The organism is Pseudomonas sp. I8001 (assembly GCF_013385345.1).
Lineage (GTDB): Bacteria > Pseudomonadota > Gammaproteobacteria > Pseudomonadales > Pseudomonadaceae > Aquipseudomonas.
In genome coordinates, this window is sequence record NZ_JACAQC010000007.1 from 33,288 (window position 1) to 54,870 (window position 21,583).

Sequence of the window (21,583 nt, forward strand, 5' to 3'; positions counted from 1 at the left end):
CAAGGGTCTCCGACGGCGCTAGCCGTCAAGCGGGTCATGCTTTATTATCACGCATCTTTTTCAGACCATCGAGAGGCGTGCGGCCCACACCGCGGGCAGATGGCACGCAGGAAGCCCGGACTAATAAGATGGCATTGAAATCCCCCGCGTTTCGTAGAAAATTTCCGTTGCTGGTAACCGGCAGTCTGCTGGCCATGCAACCTTTCGCCACCTCATTCGTGGTCGCCGCGGAACAGTATGACTGCTCAGTCTCTGCTTCGGGTGCCTGGGATTGCGCGCCGAAAACGGCCGCAGCCCCGCTGCCACCGCGCCCGGTGCATGACGGCAGTGCCGTCAGCTCTGCCAGTGGCACGCCGCAAGGCGAGTCCGGCGGCACCGCCGAGGCCGTGCCGCAGACCGCTCTGGTCACCGAAGCCAAGGGCCGCGGCCTGCGTTCGCGCAGCGCCGACTACAGCCACCTGGACTGGGTCCCTCGCGAGAAGCTCACCGCCGCACAACTGGCCGAAACCGGCCCGTACTGCTCCGGCGCGTACATCGAGCCGATCCGTCCTGGCATGAACGACAAGACGAACAAGAGCGACGCGCCGACCTTCATCGGCGCCAAGGTCTCTCGTTACGAGCAGGAACAACAAGTTGCTTCCCTGGCCGGTGACGTCGTCATGCGCCAGGGCAGCATGCAGGTCGAGGCCGACGAGGCCAACCTGTACCAGGCCGAGAACCGTGGCGAGCTGAACGGCAACGTCCGTCTGCGCGACAACGGTGCCCTGCTGGTGGGCGACCACGCTGAAGTCCAGCTGGACACCGGCGCCGCCAAGGTCGACAACGCCGAATACGTGATGCACAAATCGCGCATCCGCGGTAACGCGCTGTACGCCAAGCGTGCCGAGAACGCGATCATCCGTCTCAAGGACGGTACGTACACCACCTGCGAGCCGAACAGCAACGCCTGGCAGCTCAAGGGCAACAACATCACGCTCAACCCGGCCACCGGTTTCGGTACCGCGACCAACGTGACGTTGCGGGTCAAGGACATTCCGATCCTTTACACCCCGTACATCTACTTCCCGATCGACAACCGTCGTCAATCCGGCTTCCTGCCGCCGAGCTTCAGCACCGGTGGCGAGACTGGCTTCACGTTGGTTACGCCGTACTACTTCAACCTGGCGCCAAACTACGACGCCACGTTGTACCCGCAATACATGACCAAGCGCGGCCTGTTGATGGAAGGCGAATTCCGCTACCTCACCAAGTCCAGCGAAGGCCAGTTCGGCGGCGCGTACCTGAACGACGACAGCAGCGAGCGTAAAGGCCAGACCGACTACGAAAAAGATCGCTACATGATCAACTGGCAGCACAAGGGCGGGCTGGACTCGCGTGTACTGACCCAGGTCGACTACACCAACATCAGCGACCCTTATTACTTCCAGGATCTGAAGTCCTATCAGGAAGGGATCAAGAGCCAGGACTACGTGAACCAGCAAGGTTCGGTGACCTACCGCGGTGATACCTTCCAGGCGAAGCTGAACCTGCAGGCGTACCAGCTGGCAACGATCTCCCAGATCACGCCGTATGACCGCTTGCCACAGATCACCTTCAACGGCACGCTGCCGTACCATCCAGGCGGGGTGAACTTCACCTACGAGACCGAAGCCGTACGCTTTGATCGGGACTTGGAGAACGGAAGCTTCACGGATGAAAACGGGCTCGTATCGCCGCGGCTCGACACCTACGTAACCGGCCTGACCCGTGCAAACGGTACTCGCCTGAACGTTGCGCCGGCAGTCGACTACCCGATGAACTGGACCTACGGTTTTATTACGCCAAAGTTGAAGTACGTCTATACCAAGTACGATCTTGATTTGGACAGCATCGGCAAAAACCAGATTATCGCAGCGCAAGCCGCGTCAACTGCAGCCAACCCTTATGCCGGTGGCACCTTCAAAAGCTCGCAAGACCGTGCAATTCCGATTGCCAGCATCGACAGCGGCCTGTACTTCGACCGCAACACCAACTTGTTCGGCAAAGACTACCGTCAAACTCTGGAGCCTCGTGCGTACTACCTGTATGTACCGAACAAGGACCAGGGCGATATCCCGGTATTCGACAGCGGTGAGTACTCGTTCAGCTACGCGTCGCTGTTCCGTGACAACCGCTTCAGCGGTACTGACCGCATCGGCGACGAGAACAAACTGTCCCTGGGCGTGACCAGCCGCTGGATCGAAGAAAACGGCTTCGAACGCCAACGCGTCAGCATCGGCGAGGCCGTGTACTTCAAGAACCGCGAAGTTCAACTGCCGGGCATCCTGGCCGCGGACCGTGCGGACGCACAGTCTGATGTTTCGCCAATCGCCCTGGACTACGAGTTCCGCTTCAACCGTGACTGGCGCGCCACTGCCGATTACAACTGGGACCCGGAAAGCCACAGCCCACGTTCCGGCAGCGCGATGTTCCACTATCAGCCGGAAGACAACCCGAACAAGGTTATCAACGTCGGCTACCGCTATCGCAACGACCAGGTGGTGTACAACCAGCTGACCGGCAAATGGCAGTTTGGTGGCGACTACGGGCAGCCAGGCGACCCGAACTTCGTGAAGGATTACTACAAAATCCAGCAACACGACTTCTCGATGATGTGGCCGATCGTTCCGCAGTGGAACCTGATCACCCGCTGGCAGTATGACTATGCCCGCAACCGTACCCTGGAGGCCTTCGGTGGTTTCGAGTACGACAACTGCTGCTGGAAACTGCGCGTCATCAACCGTTACTGGGTTTCCAACGACGAATACAGCCAGATCGCCCCGCTGAACGAAAAGGGTGACCACGGGCTCTTCTTCCAAGTTGTCCTCAAAGGACTCGGCGGCCTGACCGGCGCCAAGGTAGAGAGCTTCCTCGACAAAGGCATTGAAGGTTATCGTGAACGTGAAGACCAAGCTTTCTGATTGTCTGCGCCCGCTGATGCTGGGCGCGCTGTTCCTGGGTACCGCCGCAGCTCACGCTGCGGTTCAACCGCTGGACAAGGTAGTGGCCATCGTCGATAACGACGTGATCATGCAGAGCCAACTGGACCAACGGGTCAAGGAAGTTCAGCAAACCATCGCCAAGCGTGGCGGCGGCGTACCACCGACCAGCGTGCTGGACCAGCAGGTGCTTGAACGCCTGATCGTTGAAAACCTGCAACTGCAGATCGGCGATCGCTCCGGTATCCGTATCAGCGACGAAGAATTGAACCAGGCTGTCGGCACCATCGCCCAGCGCAACAACATGAGTGTTGATCAGTTCCGCGCGGCCCTGGCTCACGACGGCCTGTCCTATGAGGACGCCCGTGACCAGATTCGCCGGGAAATGATCATCAGCCGTGTACGTCAGCGTCGCGTGGCCGAACGGATTCAGGTGTCCGAGCAGGAAGTGAAGAACTTCCTCGCCTCCGACCTTGGCAAGATGCAGCTTTCCGAAGAACTGCACCTGGCGAACATCCTGGTGCCTACGCCAGACAGCGCCAACGCTGAACAGCTCAATGCTGCCGCAGCGAAAACCCAGGCTATCTATGACCGTCTCAAGCAAGGTGCCGACTTTGCCCAGATGGCCATTGCCCAGTCCGGCAGCGACAACGCCCTCGAAGGCGGTGACATGGGCTGGCGTAAAGCCGCGCAACTGCCACCACCGTTCGACCGCGAGCTGAGTGCCATGGAAGTCGGTGGCATCACCCAGCCTGCCCGTACGCCAGGCGGTTTCATCATCCTCAAGTTGCTCGGCAAGCGCGGTGGCGAAGAAGCCCAGATGAAGGACGAAGTTCACGTTCGTCACATCCTGGTCAAGCCAAGCGAGATCCGTACCGAAGCCCAAACCAAGGAACTGGCCCAAAAGCTCTATGACCGCATCGAAGCGGGCGAAGACTTCGGCGAACTGGCGAAGAGCTATTCCGAAGACCCGGGTTCGGCGCTTAACGGCGGCGATCTGAACTGGATCGATCCGAAGGCACTGGTTCCAGAGTTCCAGGACGTCATGGCCAAGACCCCGCAAGGCGTTCTGTCCAAGCCGTTCAAGACCCAATACGGCTGGCATGTGCTGGAAGTCCTTGGCCGTCGCGCCACTGACAACACCACCCAGGCCCGCGAGCAGCAAGCCCTGACCGTACTGCGTAACCGCAAATACGACGAAGAGCTGCAAACCTGGTTGCGTCAGATCCGTGACGAAGCCTACGTAGAGAACAAGCTTCCTGGTGCCGACCAAACAGGCACCGACCAGGCAGCCCAGTGACACCCAAGCGTTTCGCACTGACACCCGGCGAGCCGGCCGGCATTGGTCCTGACCTGTGCCTGCTGCTCGCCTCGCACCCCCAGCCAAACCCCCTGATTGCCATTACCAGCCGCGACCTGCTCATTGAGCGGGCCGCGCAGCTGGGTGTGGTTGTCGATCTGCTGCCGGTGGGCCCGGGCAACTGGCCTGATCTGCCGGCACCGGCCAACAGCCTGTACGTATGGGATACCCCGCTGGCGACCAAGGTCGTGGCCGGGCAACTGGACAAGGCCAACGCTGCCTTCGTCCTGGAAACCCTGACCCGTGCCGGCCAGGGCTGCATCGACGGGGATTTTGCCGGAATGATCACCGCCCCGGTACACAAGGGTGTGATCAACGAATCAGGCATCGCCTTTTCCGGTCATACCGAATTCCTCGCTGAGCTGACCCATACCGAACAAGTGGTGATGATGCTGGCAACGGGCGACCTGCGGGTGGCGCTGGTGACCACTCACCTGCCCCTGCGCGAGATTGCCGACGCCATTACCCCCGAGCGACTGGAGCGTGTGACACGCATCCTGCACGCCGACCTGCAACAGAAATTCGGCATCGCCCAACCACGCATCCTGGTCTGTGGGCTCAACCCCCACGCCGGTGAAGGTGGCCATCTGGGCCATGAAGAAATCGACATCATCGAACCAACCCTGGAGCGTCTGCGCCTTGAAGGCATGGACCTGCGCGGCCCATTGCCTGCCGACACTCTGTTTACCCCCAAATATCTGGAGCACTGCGACGCAGTGCTGGCGATGTACCATGACCAGGGCCTGCCCGTGCTGAAGTACAAAGGCTTCGGCGCCGCGGTCAACGTGACACTGGGCCTGCCGATCATCCGCACCTCCGTCGACCATGGCACCGCCCTGGACCTCGCAGGCAGCGGCAAGATCGATACCGGCAGCCTGCACGTGGCCCTGGAAACCGCCTATCAGATGGCCGAGACCCGTATATGACCGAGCATTACCAACACCGGGCGCGCAAGCGTTTCGGGCAAAACTTCCTGCACGACGCTGGCGTGATCGATCGCATCCTGCGTTCCATCCATGCCAAGCCCGAAGACCGCCTGCTGGAAATCGGCCCGGGCCAGGGCGCCCTGACCCAAGGCCTGCTGAAAAGCGGCGGCCAGTTGGACGTGGTTGAGTTGGACAAGGACCTGATCCCGATCCTCAACCAGCAGTTCGCCGGCATGCCCAATTTCAACCTGCACCAGGGCGACGCGCTGAAGTTCGACTTCACCAGCCTCAATGCAGCGCCCAACAGCCTGCGAGTGGTCGGCAACCTGCCGTACAACATCTCCACCCCGCTGATTTTTCACCTGCTGAACAACGCCGGCATCATCCGCGACATGCACTTCATGCTGCAAAAGGAAGTGGTCGAGCGTCTGGCTGCGGGCCCTGGCGGTGGTGATTGGGGTCGCCTGTCGATCATGGTTCAATACCATTGCCGCGTAGAGCACCTGTTCAACGTCGGCCCGGGCGCGTTCAACCCACCGCCGAAGGTCGACTCCGCCATCGTGCGCCTGGTGCCTCACGCGGTGCTGCCGCATCCGGCCAAGGACCACAAATTGCTGGAGCGCGTGGTACGCGAGGCGTTTAACCAACGCCGCAAGACCTTGCGCAATACGCTGAAGGCTTTGCTCAGCAACGCTGAAATCGAAGCCGCCGGCGTCGACGGCAGCCTGCGCCCTGAGCAGCTGGACCTGGCTGCCTTCGTGCGCCTGGCTGACCAGCTCGCCATTCAGCCTGCGCCAGCGGCCGAATAAGTAGAGTCGGGCACGGCCAGACAGCATGTCTGGCCTAGTGCCCACCACTTGGCCTAGACTGACCGGCATCCGCTGTTCCCCCGCTTTTGCTTTTAAGGCCTCTTGCATGTCCGATCCTCGTTATCAGATCGACGTCAGCGTCGTCACCCGCTTTCTGGCGGAACAATCGCAACCCGAGCAGAACCGCTTTGCGTTCGCCTACACCATTACCGTGCAAAACAACGGCGAGCTGCCTGCCAAGCTGCTGTCGCGCCACTGGGTCATCACCGACGGTGACGGCCAGGTCGAGGAAGTACGCGGCGCCGGCGTGGTCGGCCAACAACCGCTGATCGCCCCAGGCAAGAGCCACACCTACAGCAGCGGCACTGTCATGACCTCCCGTGTCGGCAACATGCAAGGCAGCTACCAGATGCTCGCCGACGACGGCAAACACTTCGACGCCATCATCGCCCCGTTCCGCCTCGCGGTGCCTGGAGCCCTGCACTGATGGCGACGTATGCCGTCGGCGACCTGCAAGGCTGCCTGGAACCGCTCAAGTGCCTGCTCGAGCGTGTGGCCTTCGACCCGGCCAAGGATCGCCTGTGGCTGGTGGGCGACCTGGTCAACCGTGGCCCGCAATCCCTGGAAACCCTGCGCTTCCTTTATGGCATGCGCGACTCCCTGGTGTGCGTACTGGGCAACCATGACCTGCACTTGCTGGCCGCCGGCAATAACATCGAGCGCCTGAAAAAGGGCGATACCCTGCGGGAAATCCTCGAAGCGCCGGATCGCACCGAGCTGCTTGACTGGCTGCGCCGGCAAAAACTCATGCACTACGACGAGAGCCGCGACACCGCCTTGGTGCATGCCGGCATTCCACCCCAGTGGACGCTGAAGAAAGCCCTCAAGTGCGCGAGTGAAGTCGAAGCAGCCCTGGCCGATGACAACCTGTACACCGCTTACCTGGATGGCATGTACGGCAACGAACCCGTTAAGTGGGACAACGAACTGACCGGCGTCGCGCGGCTGCGGGTGATCACCAACTACTTCACCCGCATGCGTTTCTGCACCGCCGAAGGCAAGCTGGACCTCAAGAGCAAGGAAGGCGCCGACACCGCCCTCCCCGGCTACAAGCCCTGGTTCGCCCACAAGGAGCGCAAGACCCGTGAAACGAAGATCATCTTCGGCCACTGGGCAGCCCTGGAAGGCAAGTGTGATGAACCTGGCGTGTTCGCCCTCGACACCGGCTGCGTATGGGGCGGCGCCATGACCCTGATGAACATCGACACCGGCGAGCGCTCAAGCTGCCAGTGCGACTCCCCCGTTCCCGAACAACTGCAGGCCGCGGCAAAGCGCTGAGCCGCGCTTTCATACAGGCCAAAGGAGCCCGCCATGACTGAATTCAAACGTATCCCTCCCGAGCAAGCCCAGGCCCTGCGCGAGCAAGGCGCGGTGGTTGTAGACATCCGCGACCAGCCGACCTACAACGCTGCCCACATCAGTGGTGCCCAGCACCTGGACAACCACAACATCGCCGACTTCATCCGCGCCGCCGACCTCGACGCGCCGGTCATCGTGGCGTGCTACCACGGCAACTCCAGCCAAAGCGCCGCCGCCTACCTGGTGAGCCAGGGCTTCTCCGACGTCTATAGCCTCGACGGTGGCTTTGAGCTATGGCGTGCGACCTATCCTGCAGAAATTGCCGCAGGCGACGCGCAATAATTTTTTTCAAACCCCGCTATCCCGCGTGACGCTTGGCCTCGCGCCGTTTCTGACGAACGGCGCGGCCAAACTAATTTCGTATCGCGCCTTGACCTCCCGGATTCCGAACTATCCTTAAGCGCAGGCCATCCAAAACAGGGGAGAGCCGGTACACCGGCGTGCGGGTCATCGGTAGCGTTTCAGGGTGTTCTGGGGGGAAAACGGCCATTGGTGTCCACCAATGGCTGCCAGCATCGACTGATTGATCCGGCGTCGGCTCCACGTATCGAGCGAGGTGACGACGTCATGAGTATTTTTAGCCACTTCCAACAACGCTTCGAGTCCACCCGCCAGGAAGAGCTCTCGCTTCAGGAGTATCTCGAACTGTGCAAAAAGGACCGCAGCGCTTACGCGTCTGCCGCTGAACGCCTGCTGTTGGCGATCGGCGAGCCGGAGCTGGTGGACACCGCAGCCAATTCGCGCTTGTCGCGGATTTTCTCGAACAAGGTGATCCGTCGCTACCCGGCCTTTGAAGACTTCCACGGCATGGAAGAATGCATTGACCAGATCGTCTCGTATTTCCGCCATGCCGCCCAAGGCCTGGAAGAGAAGAAACAGATCCTCTACCTGCTCGGCCCCGTCGGCGGCGGCAAGTCGTCCCTGGCCGAAAAACTCAAACAACTGATCGAGAAGGTGCCGTTCTACGCCATCAAGGGCTCACCGGTGTTCGAGTCGCCCCTGGGGCTGTTCAATGCCACGGAAGATGGCGCGATTCTCGAAGAAGACTTCGGCATTCCACGGCGCTATCTCAATACCATCATGTCGCCTTGGGCGACCAAGCGCCTGGCCGAGTTCGGCGGCGACATCAGCCAGTTCCGGGTGGTGAAGCTCTATCCATCGATCCTCAACCAGATCGCCGTGGCCAAGACCGAACCCGGTGACGAGAACAACCAGGACATCTCGGCGCTGGTGGGCAAGGTCGATATCCGCAAACTCGAAGAGTTCCCGCAGAACGACGCCGATGCCTACAGCTACTCGGGCGCACTGTGCCGGGCCAACCAGGGCCTGATGGAGTTCGTGGAGATGTTCAAGGCACCGATCAAGGTGCTGCACCCACTGCTCACCGCGACACAGGAAGGTAACTACAACAGCACCGAAGGCCTGGGGGCGATTCCGTTTACCGGGATCCTGCTGGCCCACTCCAACGAATCGGAATGGCACACCTTCCGCAACAACAAGAACAACGAAGCCTTCATCGACCGGATCTACATCGTCAAGGTGCCTTACTGCCTGCGGGTCAGCGATGAAATCAAGATTTACGACAAGCTGCTGTTCAACAGCTCCCTGGCCAAGGCCCATTGCGCGCCTGACACCCTGAAGATGCTGGCCCAGTTCACCGTGTTGTCGCGCCTCAAGGAGCCGGAAAACTCCAACATCTACTCGAAGATGCGGGTGTATGACGGCGAAAACCTCAAGGACACCGATCCGAAGGCCAAGTCGATCCAGGAATACCGCGACACCGCCGGCGTGGATGAGGGCATGAACGGCCTGTCGACACGCTTTGCGTTCAAGATCCTGTCCAAGGTCTTCAACTTCGACCCGCACGAAATCGCCGCCAACCCGGTGCACCTGCTCTACGTGCTGGAACAGCAGATCGAACAGGAACAGTTCCAGGCTGAAACCCGCGAGCGCTATCTGCGCTTCCTCAAGGAATACCTGGCACCGCGCTACATCGAGTTCATCGGCAAGGAAATCCAGACCGCGTACCTGGAGTCCTACAGCGAATACGGCCAGAACATTTTCGACCGCTATGTGCTGTACGCAGACTTCTGGATCCAGGACCAGGAATACCGCGACCCGGAAACCGGCGAGATTCTCAACCGCGTAGCCCTCAACGAGGAACTGGAAAAGATCGAAAAACCCGCCGGCATCAGCAATCCGAAGGATTTCCGCAACGAAATCGTCAACTTCGTGCTGCGCGCCCGGGCCAACAACAACGGCAAGAACCCTACCTGGCTCAGCTATGAGAAGCTGCGGGTGGTCATCGAGAAGAAAATGTTCTCCAACACCGAGGATCTGCTGCCGGTCATCAGCTTCAACGCCAAGGCCAGCAAGGAGGATCAGCAAAAACACAACGACTTCGTCACTCGCATGGTCGAGCGTGGCTACACCGACAAACAGGTACGACTGCTCTCCGAGTGGTACTTGCGGGTCCGCAAATCGCAGTAAGGCAGCGACAAGCGTGCAATGCCAGGCTCCCGGTACGCCGGACAGCCTGGCAATCGACCGCTTGTCTTTAAGCTTTCAGCTTGCCGCTTGAAGCTTGTAACTTGAAGCTGCCCGGAGGGCTCCTACATGAGCTATGTGATCGACCGACGTCTCAATGGCAAGAACAAGAGCACGGTAAACCGCCAGCGGTTCCTGCGGCGTTACCGTGACCACATCAAAAAGGCCGTCGAAGAGGCCGTCAGCCGCCGTTCCATCACCGATATGGAGCATGGCGAACAGATCAGCATCCCCGGACGCGACATCGATGAACCGGTGCTGCACCACGGCCGGGGCGGCAAACAGACTGTCGTGCATCCCGGCAACAAGGAATTCACCAGCGGCGAACATATCCAGCGGCCTCAAGGCGGTGCGGGCGGCAAAGGGCCGGGCAAGGCCGGCAACTCCGGCGAAGGCATGGATGAGTTCGTGTTCCAGATCACCCAGGAAGAATTCCTGGAATTCATGTTCGAAGACCTGGAACTGCCCAACCTGGTCAAACGCAACCTGACCGGTACCGACACCTTCAAGACCGTGCGTGCCGGGATCAGCAACGAAGGCAACCCGTCACGGATCAACATCATCCGCACCCTGCGCTCGGCCCATGCGCGACGTATCGCCTTGTCTGGCAGCAGCCGGGCAAAACTGCGGGATGCCAAGGCGGAACTGGAACGCCTGAAACGCGAAGAGCCGGACAACTTCGGCGATATCCAGGAAATTGAAGCCGAAATCGCGAAACTCAGCGCGCGAATCCATCGCGTGCCGTTTCTCGACACCTTCGACCTGAAGTACAACCTGCTGGTCAAGCAACCCAATCCCAGTTCCAAGGCGGTGATGTTCTGCCTGATGGACGTGTCCGGCTCCATGACCCAGGCGACCAAGGACATCGCCAAGCGCTTCTTCATCCTGCTGTATCTGTTTCTCAAGCGTAACTACGACAAGATCGATGTGGTGTTCATCCGCCATCACACCAGCGCCAGGGAAGTCGACGAGGAGGAATTCTTCTACTCGCGGGAAACCGGCGGCACCATCGTCTCCAGCGCCTTGAAGCTGATGCAGGAAATCATGGCCGAACGCTATCCGGCCAACGAGTGGAACATCTACGCCGCCCAGGCTTCCGACGGCGACAACTGGAACGACGACTCGCCGATCTGCCGCGACATCCTGATCAACCAGATCATGCCGTTCGTGCAGTACTACACCTACGTCGAAATCACCCCGCGCGAGCATCAGGCCCTGTGGTTCGAATACGAGCGCATCAGCGAAGCCTTCGCTGACACCTTCGCCCAGCAACAATTGGTCTCGGCCGGCGATATCTATCCGGTCTTCCGTGAACTCTTCCAGCGCAGGTTAGTGACATGACCGCCAAAGAGCATAAGCGCCAACCCATATCCACGGGGTCCGAATGGACCTTCGAACTGATCCAGGCCTATGACCGGGAAATCAGCCGCATCGCGGCGGGTTATGCCCTGGATACCTACCCCAACCAGATCGAAGTGATCACCGCCGAACAGATGATGGATGCCTATGCGTCCGTGGGCATGCCCCTGGGCTATCACCACTGGTCCTACGGCAAACACTTCCTCAGCACTGAAAAGTCCTACACCCGCGGCCAGATGGGCCTGGCCTACGAAATCGTCATCAACTCCGACCCGTGCATCGCCTACCTGATGGAGGAAAACACTATCTGCATGCAGGCGCTGGTGGTGGCCCACGCGTGCTACGGGCATAACAGCTTCTTCAAGGGTAACTACCTGTTCCGCACCTGGACCGATGCCAGCTCGATCATCGATTACCTGGTATTCGCCAAGCAATACATCATGCAGTGCGAGGAGCGCCACGGCATCGATGCGGTGGAAGACCTGCTGGACTCCTGCCATGCCCTGATGAACTACGGCGTCGACCGCTATAAACGCCCGTATCCGATTTCCGCCGAAGAAGAACGGCTGCGCCAGAAGGACCGTGAAGAGCATCTGCAAAAGCAGATCAACGACCTGTGGCGCACCATTCCCAAACGCGCCGGCAAGAACAACGACAAGGACAATGCGCGCTTCCCCGCCGAACCTCAGGAAAACATCCTGTATTTCATCGAAAAGCACGCGCCATTGCTGGAGCCCTGGCAGCGGGAAATCGTGCGGATCGTGCGCAAGATTGCCCAGTATTTCTACCCACAACGCCAGACCCAGGTGATGAACGAAGGCTGGGCCACGTTCTGGCACTACACCCTGATGAACGACTTGTATGACGAAGGCCTGGTCACCGACGGTTTCATGATGGAGTTCCTGACGTCCCACACCAGCGTGGTCTTCCAGCCGGGCTTCGACAGCCCCTACTACAGCGGTATCAACCCGTATGCATTGGGCTTTGCGATGTACCGCGATATCCGGCGCATGTGCGAGCACCCCACCGAAGAAGACCGCCGCTGGTTCCCGGAGATTGCCGGCAGCGATTGGTTGTCGACTATCAAGTTCGCCATGAGCAGCTTCAAGGATGAGAGCTTCATCCTGCAATACCTGTCCCCCCAGGTGATTCGAGACCTCAAGCTGTTCAGCATCATGGACGACGACCTCAAGGACGACCTGCTGGTGCCGGCGATCCACGATGAGCCGGGTTACCGCACCATCCGCGAAACCCTCGCGGCGCAGTACAACCTGGGCAACCGCGAACCCAATGTGCAGATCTACAGCATCGACGTACGCGGCGACCGCTCGCTGACCCTGCGCCACCAGCAGCACGACCGCAAACCGCTGGGAGAGTCCACTGAGGAGGTTCTCAAGCACCTGCACCGGCTGTGGGGGTTCGATATCCACCTGGAAACGCTGCAAGGCGACCAGGTGATGAAAACCCACCACGTTCCGCCCCGCAACGAACACGGCGATAACGATTACGGCCGCCTGGACCTGGCAGTCGTGCATCTGTGAAACGGCAAAGCCTCCATTGGCGGGCCGCAGGCGTTATCCTGTGCCGCTAATGGAGGCTTTTTCATGCAAATCTACAAAGTCGGTGGTGCGGTACGTGATCGCCTGCTGGGCATCCCCGTTACCGATATCGACCGTGTCGTAGTCGGCGCTACCACTGAAGAAATGCTCGCCCTGGGCTACAAGCCTGTGGGTTCGGACTTCCCGGTATTTCTTGACCCGAAAAATGGTGACGAGTACGCCCTCGCCCGCACGGAGCGCAAGAGCGGCCGGGGTTATGGCGGCTTTGTGTTTCACGCCAGCCCCGAAGTTACCCTGGAAGAAGACCTGATCCGCCGCGACCTGACCATCAACGCCATGGCCGAGGATGACGCGGGCAACCTGACCGACCCTTATCACGGCCAGCAGGATCTGGACGCACGCATTCTGCGTCACGTTTCCCCGGCGTTTGCCGAAGATCCACTGCGTGTCCTGCGCGTTGCCCGCTTTGCCGCGCGCTATGCCGGCCTCGGCTTTACGGTAGCGCCCGAAACCCTGGAACTGATGCGCGAACTCAGCGCGTCGGGCGAACTGGAAGCCTTGACGCCCGAACGCAGCTGGAAGGAGATTTCCCGCGCATTGATGGAAAACCAGCCACAGGTGTTTATCCAGGTGCTGCGCGATTGCGGCGCCCTGAAAACCCTGATGCCGGAAATCGACGCACTGTTTGGCGTGCCGCAACCCGAGGCCCATCACCCCGAAATCGATACCGGCGTGCACACATTGAGCGTGCTGGAACAGGCGGCCATCCATGCCCAACCGTTGACCGTCCGCTGGGCCTGCCTGCTGCACGATCTGGGCAAGGGGCTCACGCCTGTGGATAAGTTGCCGCAGCACATCGCTCATGAGCAACGCGGCGTGAAGCTGATCAAGGCGATGAACGAACGCTTCAAGGTGCCAAGGGATTGCCAGGAGTTGGCGTTGCTGGTGGGCGAATATCACACCCACGGCCACCGCGCACTGGAGCTGAGGCCCTCGACATTGCTGGAGTTGCTGCAAAGCTTCGACGTTTACCGTCGCCCGCAACGCTTTGAAGAGTTTGTGGTGGCATGCGAGATGGACGCCCGCGGGCGCAAGGGCCTTGAGCAGAGAAGTTATCCACAAGCCGATTATTTGCGCGGTGCGGCGCTGGCGGCCAGAGGTGTGGCCGTCGCACCGCTACTGGAACAAGGCTACAAAGGTCCCGAACTGGGCGAAGCGCTGAAACGCGAACGGCTCAAGGCGCTAAAAGCCTACAAGAGCGAGTCCGGCGTCAACGGCTGATCCCGCCATTCGAACGCGACCGGCGCCAGTACCTGGTCAATGTGTGCATCCTGCCACAGCGCGGCAAATGACTTGCCCACCTCAGGATGCACACGCTGCGGCGCCATCAACGACAGCGGCCACAGCACAAACGCGTTCTTCAGGATTTCGGCCCGGGGCAGGATCAGGCCATCGAAGTTACCCACCAGCTCGCCATACAGCAGCACGTCGATGTCCAGCGGCAAGCCCTTGCGATCCGGGGCGTAGCGGCCATTGTCGGCCTCGATGAATTTCAGCCGGCGGTCCAGTTCCATCAACGGCAGGTCGGTATACGCCGACACCACCAGATTGAAGAATGGCCCGCTCTTGATGCCCACAGGCTGGCTTTCAAACACCGGCGAACAGCGCATCTGCGTCAGGAAACCCGCCAGCGCATCAAGGCCAGCGTGCAAATGGGCCTCACGCTCGATGTTACTGCCAAGACCAAGGTAAACCTGAGTTAGCGACATCCGCGCTCGATCTCCACGCCCACACCCTTGGCGGCCGGTACGGCGCCGGGCTTGGTCAGTTTGAGGTGCAGCCAGGGAATCTGGAACTCACTCATCAACACTTCAGCCAGGCGCTCGGCGAAGGTTTCCACCAGCTGGAATTGCGCCTGCTCGGCAAAGGCCTGGATCCGCGCGGACACGCTCGCGTAATCCAGCGCCAGGGTCAGGTCATCACCGGCAGCGGCCGGGCGGTTATCCCAGGCGAAGCTCAGGTCCAGACGCAGGCATTGCCGGATACCGCGCTCCCAGTCGTAGGCCCCGATCACGGTGTCGACTTCCAGGCCTTCGATAAACACTCTGTCCAAGCACTCTTCTCCGCTGCACGACAAGGGCGCGATGCCCCGTTAGAATCAGGGCGTCCTCGCCCGGAATAGTTAGCATGTTTTGGTTACTGGCGACTCTCGCCTACCTGCTCGGCTCGCTGTCCTTCGCCATTTTGCTCAGCCGCCTGACGGGAAATCCCGACCCGCGAATGAGTGGCTCAGGCAATGCCGGCGCCACCAATATGTTGCGCCTGGCCGGCAAGAAACTCGCCGTACTCACGCTGTTCGGCGACGTCTGCAAGGGCCTGCTGCCGGTGCTGATCGCCGATCTCGCCGGGCTCTCGCTGCAACAGCAAGCCTGGATCGGCGTCTGCGCGGTGCTCGGCCACCTGTTCCCGCTGTACTTTCGCTTTCGCGGCGGCAAAGGCGTTGCGACGGCGGCCGGCATGCTGCTGGGGATCTACCCACCGGCGGCGCTGCTGGCCATCCTGGCCTGGCTGCTGACGTTCTACCTGACACGCACCAGCTCGCTGGCCGCCCTCATCGCCACGCCCCTGACCCTGCCGTTGCTGGCGTGGCAGGAGCCGGAGGCGCTGGTGCCGATGAGCGTGCTCACGCTGCTGATCGTCTGGCGCCACCGGGGCAATTTACGCGACCTGTTTGCCGGGCGCGAACGGCATTTTTAAATACGCCCGGTGAACCCGGCTCACGTTCGCCCGTTACAGCGGCGGCAACTGCTCCATCGGCCAGCGCGCCTGCACGCTGATTGCCAGGCTTTCATGCTGCCCGGCCTGCAAACGCTGGCAACCGGCATAGGCGATCATCGCACCGTTATCGGTGCAGAATTCGGGACGCGCATAAAACACGTCGCCCTTCATGTCGCCGAGCATTTTCTCCAGGGAGCTGCGCAGCGCCTTGTTCGCGCTGACGCCGCCCGCGATCACCAGGCGCTTCATGCCCGCCTGCTTCAGGGCCCGCTTGCACTTGATGGTCAAAGTCTCCACCACGGCCTGCTGGAACGCCAGCGAGATGTCGCAACGGGCTTGCTCACTGTCGTCTCCGGCGCTGACGCTCTGCTGCCAGGTGTTCAGGGCAGAGGTTTTCAGGCCGCTGAAGCTGAACATCAGGCCAGGGCGATCGCACATCGGGCGCGGGAAGGTATAGCGCCCCGGAACGCCTTTTTCTGCCAAGCGGGCGATTTCCGGGCCGCCCGGATAATTAAGGCCCATCATCTTCGCAGTCTTGTCGAAAGCTTCACCGGCAGCGTCGTCCAGGCTTTCGCCCAGCAGCGTGTATTGACCGATTCCGTCGACCTGAACCAACTGCGTATGGCCGCCTGAAACCAACAAAGCGACGAACGGGAACGCTGGCGGGTTTTCTTCCAGCATCGGTGCCAGTAAATGGCCTTCCATGTGGTGCACACCAAGGGCCGGAATGCCCCAGGCAAATGCCAGCGCCTGGGCGCAAGAGGCCCCAACCAGCAGGGCTCCGACCAATCCGGGGCCTGCGGTATAGGCAATGGCGTCGATCTCGGTCGGCACGCAGCCGGCCTCGTCCAGCACCTGGCGAATCAATGGCAGCATGCGTTTCACATGATCACGGCTGGCCAGCTCCGGCACCACGCCGCCATAGGCGCGATGCAGGTCGATCTGACTGAACAGTGCGTCGGCCAAAAGCCCGCGTTCACTGTCGTAAAGTGCGACACCGGTTTCGTCGCACGAGGTTTCTAATCCCAGAACTAGCATGGGTTTGCGCCTTGTAGAGGCTGAATTCGAAGGCGCGCATAATAGTCGCCACTCCCCCTCCCGACTAGCGGTTTTCGATCAGAGGCTTTGCATTCCGGGCAACGAGGGGTTAACATCCGCAACCCTTAAAAACCGACGACCTCAGCCGCGAATTTTTTGCGACGAGAACGTTGATTCCCGGTAATGAAAGAAGGTAGCTCTGGATGCCAGCCGTCAAAGTAAAAGAGAACGAACCCTTCGACGTAGCTCTGCGTCGTTTCAAGCGCTCCTGCGAAAAAGCCGGTGTTCTGGCTGAAGTTCGTAGCCGCGAATTTTACGAGAAGCCAACTTCTGAGCGTAAGCGTAAAGCAGCAGCCGCTGTTAAGCGTCACGCCAAGAAAGTTCAGCGCGAGCAGCGCCGCGCCGTTCGTCTGTACTAATACACAGACGTTCGTAGCAAGCTTCTGCCAAGCCCGGCCCTCAGCCGGGCTGTTGGCATTTGCGGATATCGCTTGATGCTTCACCGTTGACGCCGCACACGCGACTGAAACGAACTGCTTCACACGTCAGGACTGGCTCTTTTGCCAGCGGTGCACGTCTCTTCTGACGAGCCTAACAAGGCTACTGACGAGCACACTTATTTTTTAACAGGCGATCAACAGGTCGGCTGCGCCCACCGATGAGCTTCCGAGGCCCCCACATGGCCAAGACCGGACTCCCGGGCAACATTTCTACGCCGGGCACTGATCGGAACTAACGTCAGTGAATGTTCGGCAGATACACTTCCTGACAGACCAAGCAGACGACAGTAGATCGAGCCGCACAACACGCGCGCCTTGAGCACTTTGCGGGCCCTCTTTTACACGCAGTGATGACGAGAACGCCATGGCCGGGCTAATTCCCCAGAGCTTTATTGACGACCTTCTGAACCGCACCGACATCGTCGATGTTGTCAGCTCGCGCCTGCAGATGAAAAAGGCCGGCAAGAACTACACCGCCTGCTGCCCGTTCCACAAGGAAAAGACTCCGTCGTTCAGCGTCAGCCCCGACAAGCAGTTCTACTACTGCTTCGGCTGCGGCGCTGGCGGCAACGCCCTCGGCTTCATCATGGACCACGACAACCTGGACTTCCCCCAGGCCGTCGAGGAACTGGCGAAAGCCGCCGGCATGGAAATCCCCCGCGAAGAAAGTGGCCGCCCGCACAAACCGCGGCAACCCACCGATTCGCCGCTGTACCCGCTGCTTACCGCTGCTGCCGACTTTTACCGCCAGGCACTGAAAAGCCACCCGCAGCGCAAAGCCGCCGTCGACTACCTCAAGGGCCGCGGCCTGACCGGTGAAATCGCCCGCGACTTCGGCCTCGGCTTCGCCCCGCCGGGCTGGGACAACCTGTACAAGCACCTGAGCAGCGACACCCTGCAGCAAAAAGCCATGATCGACGCCGGCCTGTTGGTGGAAAACGCCGAGACCGGCAAGCGTTATGACCGCTTCCGCGACCGCGTGATGTTCCCGATCCGCGACAGCCGCGGCCGCATCATCGCGTTCGGCGGCCGGGTGCTGGGGGACGACAAGCCCAAATACCTGAACTCACCGGAAACCCCGGTGTTTCATAAAGGCCAGGAACTCTACGGCCTGTTTGAAGCGCGCAAGAACAATCGCAACCTCGACGAAATCATCGTGGTTGAAGGCTATATGGACGTGATTGCCCTGGCCCAGCAAGGTTTGCGCAACGCCGTGGCGACCTTGGGCACCGCGACCAGCGAAGAGCACTTGAAGCGCCTGTTTCGCGTGGTGCCCAACGTACTGTTCTGCTTCGACGGCGACCAGGCCGGCCGCAACGCAGCGTGGCGTGCCCTTGAGTCGACCCTGTCGAGCCTGCAGGACGGGCGGCGCGCACGCTTCCTGTTCCTGCCCGAAGGTGAAGACCCGGACACCCTGGTCCGCTCCGAAGGCACCGACGCGTTCCGCGCGCGCATCAACCAACACGCACAACCGCTGGCCGATTACTTTTTCCAGCAACTGACCGAAGAGTCCGACCCGCGCTCCCTCGAAGGCAAGGCCCACATGGTCACCCTCGCGGCCCCGCTGATCGACAAGGTTCCGGGCGCCAACCTGCGCACCCTGATGCGCCAGCGCCTGCTGGAAATCACCGGCTTGAGTGGCGAGGCCGTCAGCCAGCTGGCCCGCAGCGCGCCGCAAGAGGCGCCGCCGGCCTACGACCCGGGCATGGATTACGACGCCATGCCGGACTATTCCGACTTCCACCAACCGCAGGAGGCCTACACGCCCCAGCAGGAGTGGACACCGAAGAAACCCGGCGCCGGCGGCAAGAAATGGGACAAGAAACCCTGGGACAAAAACGGCAAACGTGGCGGTGACCGTGACGAACCGCGCGGCCCACGCGTCCCAGCAGCAGTAGAGCCGCCCACCATGGCAGCCCTGCGTACACTTTTGCACCACCCGCAACTGGCACAAAAAGTCGAGGATGCGGGGCACTTTGCGGCCGAAGACCACACCAATACGCAACTGTTGGTGGCCCTGCTCGAAGCCGTACAGAAGAATCCTAAGCTAAACTCATTCCAGCTGATTGCACGCTGGCACGGCACCGAACAGGGCCGTTTGCTGAAGGCATTGGCAGAAAAGGAATGGCTGATTGATGGCGATAACCTTGAACAACAGTTTTTCGACACCATTACTAGCTTGGTAGCTCGTCAACGCGAGCGAAACCTGGAACAACTTCTTCGAAAAGCGCGTCAGAGTGAATTGACCGCCGAAGAGAAAAATCAACTGCGCGACCTTTTAAGTCGCAATGTTTCCGCATCAAACCCGACCTCAGCTGGCGTGTGAGGTCATAGCTCGGGTATAATCCTCGGCTTGTTTTTTGCCCGCCAAGACCTTCAGTGGATAGGGTGTTATGTCCGGAAAAGCGCAACAGCAGTCTCGTATCAAAGAGTTGATCACCCTTGGTCGTGAGCAGAAGTATCTGACTTACGCAGAGGTCAACGACCACCTGCCTGAGGATATTTCAGATCCAGAGCAGGTGGAAGACATCATCCGCATGATTAATGACATGGGGATCCCCGTACACGAGAGTGCTCCGGATGCGGACGCCCTTATGTTGGCCGACGCCGATACCGACGAGGCAGCCGCTGAAGAAGCAGCCGCCGCGTTGGCAGCGGTCGAGACCGACATCGGTCGCACGACTGACCCTGTGCGCATGTATATGCGCGAAATGGGTACGGTAGAGCTGCTGACACGTGAAGGCGAAATCGAAATCGCCAAGCGTATCGAAGAGGGCATCCGTGAAGTGATGGGCGCAATCGCGCACTTCCCAGGCACGGTTGACCACATTCTCTCCGAGTACACTCGCGTCACCACCGAAGGTGGCCGCCTGTCCGACGTCCTGAGCGGTTATATCGACCCGGACGACGGCATTGCGCCACCTGCGGCTGAAATTCCGCCACCGATCGATGCCAAGGCTGCGAAAGCAGACGACGACACCGACGACGACGAAGCTGAAGCCAGCACCGATGACGAAGAAGAAGTCGAAAGCGGTCCGGATCCGATCATCGCAGCCCAGCGCTTTGGCGCGGTCTCCGATCAGATGGAACTGGCTCGCAAGGCCCTGAAGAAGCACGGTCGCGGCAGCAAGCAGGCAACTGCTGAATTGCTGGCCCTGGCTGAACTCTTCATGCCGATCAAACTGGTACCGAAGCAATTCGAAGGCCTGGTTGAGCGGGTTCGTAGCGCCCTTGAGCGTCTGCGTGCACAAGAGCGTGCGATCATGCAGCTCTGTGTCCGTGATGCGCGCATGCCGCGTGCCGACTTCCTGCGCCAGTTCCCGGGCAACGAAGTCGACGAAAGCTGGACCGACGCACTGGCCAAAGGCAAAAGCAAATACGCTGAAGCCATTGGTCGCTTCCAGGCCGACATCGTTCGTTGCCAGCAGAAGCTGACTGCATTGCAGACTGAAACCGGTCTGACGATTGCCGAGATCAAGGACATCAACCGTCGCATGTCGATCGGTGAGGCCAAGGCCCGCCGCGCGAAGAAAGAGATGGTTGAAGCGAACTTGCGTCTGGTGATCTCCATCGCCAAGAAGTACACCAACCGTGGCCTGCAATTCCTCGATCTGATCCAGGAAGGCAACATCGGCTTGATGAAAGCGGTGGACAAGTTCGAATACCGTCGCGGCTACAAGTTCTCGACTTATGCCACCTGGTGGATCCGTCAGGCGATCACTCGCTCGATCGCCGACCAGGCCCGCACCATCCGTATTCCGGTGCACATGATCGAGACGATCAACAAGCTCAACCGTATTTCCCGGCAGATGTTGCAGGAAATGGGTCGCGAACCGACCCCGGAAGAGTTGGGCGAACGCATGGAAATGCCTGAGGATAAAATCCGCAAGGTATTGAAGATCGCTAAAGAGCCGATCTCCATGGAAACCCCGATCGGTGATGACGAAGACTCCCATCTGGGTGACTTCATCGAAGACTCGACCATGCAGTCGCCAATCGATGTTGCTACCGTTGAGAGCCTGAAAGAAGCGACTCGCGACGTACTGTCCGGCCTCACTGCCCGTGAAGCCAAGGTACTGCGCATGCGCTTCGGCATCGACATGAATACCGACCACACCCTTGAGGAGGTTGGTAAGCAGTTCGACGTTACCCGTGAGCGGATTCGTCAGATCGAAGCCAAGGCGCTGCGCAAGCTGCGCCACCCGACGAGAAGCGAGCATTTGCGCTCCTTCCTCGACGAGTGATCACAAAAACCCCGGCCCAGGCCGGGGTTTTTGCTTCTGCAGATTAAATCCTCGCTGCCTCCCCTCCCCCGCAATGCCCGTCTACAC

At 60.2% G+C, this 21,583-nt stretch carries 18 protein-coding genes; 15 read left to right on the forward strand and 3 right to left on the reverse strand.

Translation table 11 applies throughout. The annotated features are described in order from the left end of the window. Positions 1-128: 128 nt before the first annotated feature. From HX839_RS04675 to HX839_RS04725, 11 genes are all read left to right on the forward strand, one after another. The gene (locus tag HX839_RS04675) at positions 129-2,939 is read left to right on the forward strand and encodes an LPS-assembly protein LptD (protein ID WP_177020665.1); all 2,811 of its coding nucleotides are present in this window, start codon (positions 129-131) and stop codon (positions 2,937-2,939) included. Next, entirely contained in the window at positions 2,920-4,257 is a 1,338-nt protein-coding gene (locus HX839_RS04680) for a peptidylprolyl isomerase (RefSeq protein ID WP_003210991.1), read from the forward strand. Before HX839_RS04675 ends, HX839_RS04680 begins: the two co-directional genes overlap by 20 nt. Then, positions 4,254-5,243 (forward strand): 4-hydroxythreonine-4-phosphate dehydrogenase PdxA, encoded by a 990-nt coding sequence (gene pdxA, locus HX839_RS04685; RefSeq protein WP_177066799.1) that lies wholly within the window; start codon positions 4,254-4,256, stop codon positions 5,241-5,243. Before HX839_RS04680 ends, pdxA begins: the two co-directional genes overlap by 4 nt. Continuing rightward, on the forward strand, positions 5,240-6,052 hold the full coding sequence (rsmA, locus tag HX839_RS04690; protein WP_076017896.1) for a 16S rRNA (adenine(1518)-N(6)/adenine(1519)-N(6))-dimethyltransferase RsmA: 813 nt from the start codon (positions 5,240-5,242) through the stop codon (positions 6,050-6,052). The genes pdxA and rsmA overlap by 4 nt, the downstream gene beginning before the upstream one ends. Before the next feature lie 106 nt (positions 6,053-6,158). Continuing rightward, positions 6,159-6,539 (forward strand): Co2+/Mg2+ efflux protein ApaG, encoded by a 381-nt coding sequence (gene apaG / locus HX839_RS04695; protein WP_003210996.1) that lies wholly within the window; start codon positions 6,159-6,161, stop codon positions 6,537-6,539. After that, positions 6,539-7,390, forward strand: coding sequence for a symmetrical bis(5'-nucleosyl)-tetraphosphatase (locus tag HX839_RS04700; RefSeq protein WP_003210997.1), 852 nt, complete (start codon positions 6,539-6,541; stop codon positions 7,388-7,390). Before apaG ends, HX839_RS04700 begins: the two co-directional genes overlap by 1 nt. 33 nt (positions 7,391-7,423) lie before the next feature. Beyond that, entirely contained in the window at positions 7,424-7,753 is a 330-nt protein-coding gene (gene glpE, locus HX839_RS04705) for a thiosulfate sulfurtransferase GlpE (protein ID WP_008434417.1), read from the forward strand. Positions 7,754-8,038: 285 nt separating this feature from the next. Further along, complete coding sequence (locus HX839_RS04710; RefSeq protein ID WP_003210999.1) at positions 8,039-9,961, forward strand: PrkA family serine protein kinase; 1,923 nt, start codon at positions 8,039-8,041, stop codon at positions 9,959-9,961. A gap of 126 nt (positions 9,962-10,087) precedes the next feature. Next, complete coding sequence (locus tag HX839_RS04715) at positions 10,088-11,359, forward strand: YeaH/YhbH family protein (RefSeq protein WP_003211000.1); 1,272 nt, start codon at positions 10,088-10,090, stop codon at positions 11,357-11,359. Continuing rightward, positions 11,356-12,918: a SpoVR family protein gene (locus HX839_RS04720; protein WP_003211001.1), complete on the forward strand. Its 1,563-nt coding sequence runs from the start codon at positions 11,356-11,358 to the stop codon at positions 12,916-12,918. The genes HX839_RS04715 and HX839_RS04720 overlap by 4 nt, the downstream gene beginning before the upstream one ends. A 63-nt stretch (positions 12,919-12,981) precedes the next feature. Continuing rightward, positions 12,982-14,217, forward strand: a complete 1,236-nt coding sequence (locus HX839_RS04725; RefSeq protein WP_008434412.1) for a multifunctional CCA addition/repair protein — start codon at positions 12,982-12,984, stop codon at positions 14,215-14,217. On the opposite strand, the gene folK is transcribed toward HX839_RS04725, so the two are convergent. Then, positions 14,187-14,705: a 2-amino-4-hydroxy-6-hydroxymethyldihydropteridine diphosphokinase gene (gene folK, locus HX839_RS04730; protein ID WP_003211005.1), complete on the reverse strand. Its 519-nt coding sequence runs from the start codon at positions 14,703-14,705 to the stop codon at positions 14,187-14,189. The two genes, HX839_RS04725 and folK, sit on opposite strands and share 31 nt — an antisense overlap. Next, a complete protein-coding gene (gene folB, locus HX839_RS04735; RefSeq protein WP_003211007.1) occupies positions 14,696-15,049 on the reverse strand; it encodes a dihydroneopterin aldolase in 354 nt (117 codons plus the stop codon). Before folB ends, folK begins: the two co-directional genes overlap by 10 nt. 74 nt (positions 15,050-15,123) lie before the next feature. On the opposite strand from folB, the gene plsY reads away from it, so the two are divergent. Then, positions 15,124-15,693 (forward strand): glycerol-3-phosphate 1-O-acyltransferase PlsY, encoded by a 570-nt coding sequence (plsY, locus tag HX839_RS04740; RefSeq protein WP_003211009.1) that lies wholly within the window; start codon positions 15,124-15,126, stop codon positions 15,691-15,693. A 33-nt stretch (positions 15,694-15,726) separates the two neighbouring features. Here the strand turns inward: plsY and tsaD are convergent, their stop codons facing one another. Beyond that, positions 15,727-16,752, reverse strand: a complete 1,026-nt coding sequence (gene tsaD, locus HX839_RS04745) for a tRNA (adenosine(37)-N6)-threonylcarbamoyltransferase complex transferase subunit TsaD (protein ID WP_087694726.1) — start codon at positions 16,750-16,752, stop codon at positions 15,727-15,729. Between the two features lie 203 nt (positions 16,753-16,955). On the opposite strand from tsaD, the gene rpsU reads away from it, so the two are divergent. The 3 genes from rpsU (at position 16,956) to rpoD (ending at position 21,496) form a co-directional block, all read left to right on the forward strand. After that, positions 16,956-17,171 (forward strand): 30S ribosomal protein S21, encoded by a 216-nt coding sequence (gene rpsU, locus HX839_RS04750; RefSeq protein WP_002551877.1) that lies wholly within the window; start codon positions 16,956-16,958, stop codon positions 17,169-17,171. Positions 17,172-17,616: 445 nt separating this feature from the next. Further along, positions 17,617-19,578: a DNA primase gene (gene dnaG, locus HX839_RS04755; RefSeq protein WP_003211012.1), complete on the forward strand. Its 1,962-nt coding sequence runs from the start codon at positions 17,617-17,619 to the stop codon at positions 19,576-19,578. 67 nt (positions 19,579-19,645) lie between these two features. Further along, positions 19,646-21,496: an RNA polymerase sigma factor RpoD gene (rpoD, locus tag HX839_RS04760; RefSeq protein WP_003211014.1), complete on the forward strand. Its 1,851-nt coding sequence runs from the start codon at positions 19,646-19,648 to the stop codon at positions 21,494-21,496. Positions 21,497-21,583 lie beyond the last annotated feature (87 nt).

Bases quoted from the DNA above. Each gene is read 5' to 3' on its own strand.
- dnaG (WP_003211012.1), top strand. From the start codon at position 17,617: ATGGCCGGGCTAATTCCCCAGAGCTTTATTGACGACCTTCTGAACCGC.
- tsaD (WP_087694726.1), bottom strand. From the start codon at position 16,752: ATGCTAGTTCTGGGATTAGAAACCTCGTGCGACGAAACCGGTGTCGCA.
- rsmA (WP_076017896.1), top strand. From the start codon at position 5,240: ATGACCGAGCATTACCAACACCGGGCGCGCAAGCGTTTCGGGCAAAAC.
- HX839_RS04700 (WP_003210997.1), top strand. From the start codon at position 6,539: ATGGCGACGTATGCCGTCGGCGACCTGCAAGGCTGCCTGGAACCGCTC.
- HX839_RS04715 (WP_003211000.1), top strand. From the start codon at position 10,088: ATGAGCTATGTGATCGACCGACGTCTCAATGGCAAGAACAAGAGCACG.
- HX839_RS04720 (WP_003211001.1), top strand. From the start codon at position 11,356: ATGACCGCCAAAGAGCATAAGCGCCAACCCATATCCACGGGGTCCGAA.
- plsY (WP_003211009.1), top strand. From the start codon at position 15,124: ATGTTTTGGTTACTGGCGACTCTCGCCTACCTGCTCGGCTCGCTGTCC.
- folK (WP_003211005.1), bottom strand. From the start codon at position 14,705: ATGTCGCTAACTCAGGTTTACCTTGGTCTTGGCAGTAACATCGAGCGT.
- glpE (WP_008434417.1), top strand. From the start codon at position 7,424: ATGACTGAATTCAAACGTATCCCTCCCGAGCAAGCCCAGGCCCTGCGC.
- rpoD (WP_003211014.1), top strand. From the start codon at position 19,646: ATGTCCGGAAAAGCGCAACAGCAGTCTCGTATCAAAGAGTTGATCACC.
- HX839_RS04710 (WP_003210999.1), top strand. From the start codon at position 8,039: ATGAGTATTTTTAGCCACTTCCAACAACGCTTCGAGTCCACCCGCCAG.
- HX839_RS04725 (WP_008434412.1), top strand. From the start codon at position 12,982: ATGCAAATCTACAAAGTCGGTGGTGCGGTACGTGATCGCCTGCTGGGC.
- HX839_RS04675 (WP_177020665.1), top strand. From the start codon at position 129: ATGGCATTGAAATCCCCCGCGTTTCGTAGAAAATTTCCGTTGCTGGTA.
- apaG (WP_003210996.1), top strand. From the start codon at position 6,159: ATGTCCGATCCTCGTTATCAGATCGACGTCAGCGTCGTCACCCGCTTT.
- rpsU (WP_002551877.1), top strand. From the start codon at position 16,956: ATGCCAGCCGTCAAAGTAAAAGAGAACGAACCCTTCGACGTAGCTCTG.